The following is an 888-nucleotide window of genomic DNA, read 5'->3' as shown; positions in this document are numbered from 1 at the left end:
GTTTTGTTTGATATTGTGTGCTTCAAACAAAGCTTTGGAATATTCTTGGGTGTATTTGCCTACCTTAGCTCCCCCATCATATAATAAAATTTTATTCGTTTTTTTTCTACATCTAATATACCACCATTAGGTGTATAAATCTCGTAAGTTTCACTCATTTTTATCCTTTCATCCTATATATAAACCATCTTCCATGATTATAGTTGTAGCTAGTCTGCCTATGAAATTAGGCGGAGTTTTTGTTTCTGATGTGATATCAGCATTTGCACTTGCTTTGCTAGTGTTATTTTCTCTTTTGCCTATAGCTTTCAAGCTTTCTTCATTTCCATTTATCCCCATATACATAGCCTTAAGATTGTTTTGTCCTATGATATTGAGTTTTTCTAGTAATCTTCTGGTTTTATTTTTATCTTCTATATATCTTCCTGTTTTATCTTTACTTGTATTGTAAATTCCATTAGCAAAATCTTGTAAAATTTGTAAAGCTTCATTGTAAGCATGAATAGGACTATCTTCATCCTTTTTAAAAGCACTAATTTGCTTTTCTTTATTTCTAAACTCTTTAAACAAAGGATGATTACAAGGAAGTTGATATATAGTGCATTTTTTAAGTTCTAAAGATTTTAATTCTTTAAAATAAAAAGTATAATCATCTATAATATATTTTTGTTCTTTTATATCCTCTAAAGCAGTTGCATTTCTTTTCTCATCAATAATCAAATAAGATAAAAGTCTTTTTAAAAGAAATTCTTTATTTTCTTCAAGCTTTTGATCTATTTCATAATGAAAGGAAAAATGAGTGTCAAAAACTCCTGTGCAAAGATCTATGCCATAAAAAATTTTCTTTAAATCAAAGCTAATGAATTTCGAATTGATTGCAAAAGGATA

At 27.7% G+C, this 888-nt stretch carries 1 pseudogene; it reads right to left on the bottom strand.

The window, feature by feature from the left end:
- Positions 1-168: 168 nt before the first annotated feature.
- Positions 169-888, bottom strand: a pseudogene (locus AJ884_RS03650) (hypothetical protein); the annotation flags it as partial.

Origin of the sequence: Campylobacter sp. BCW_6463 (assembly GCF_001762785.1) — a bacterium.
GTDB classification, from domain to species: domain Bacteria; phylum Campylobacterota; class Campylobacteria; order Campylobacterales; family Campylobacteraceae; genus Campylobacter_D; species Campylobacter_D jejuni.
This window is presented reverse-complemented; position numbering and strand designations above follow the sequence as displayed.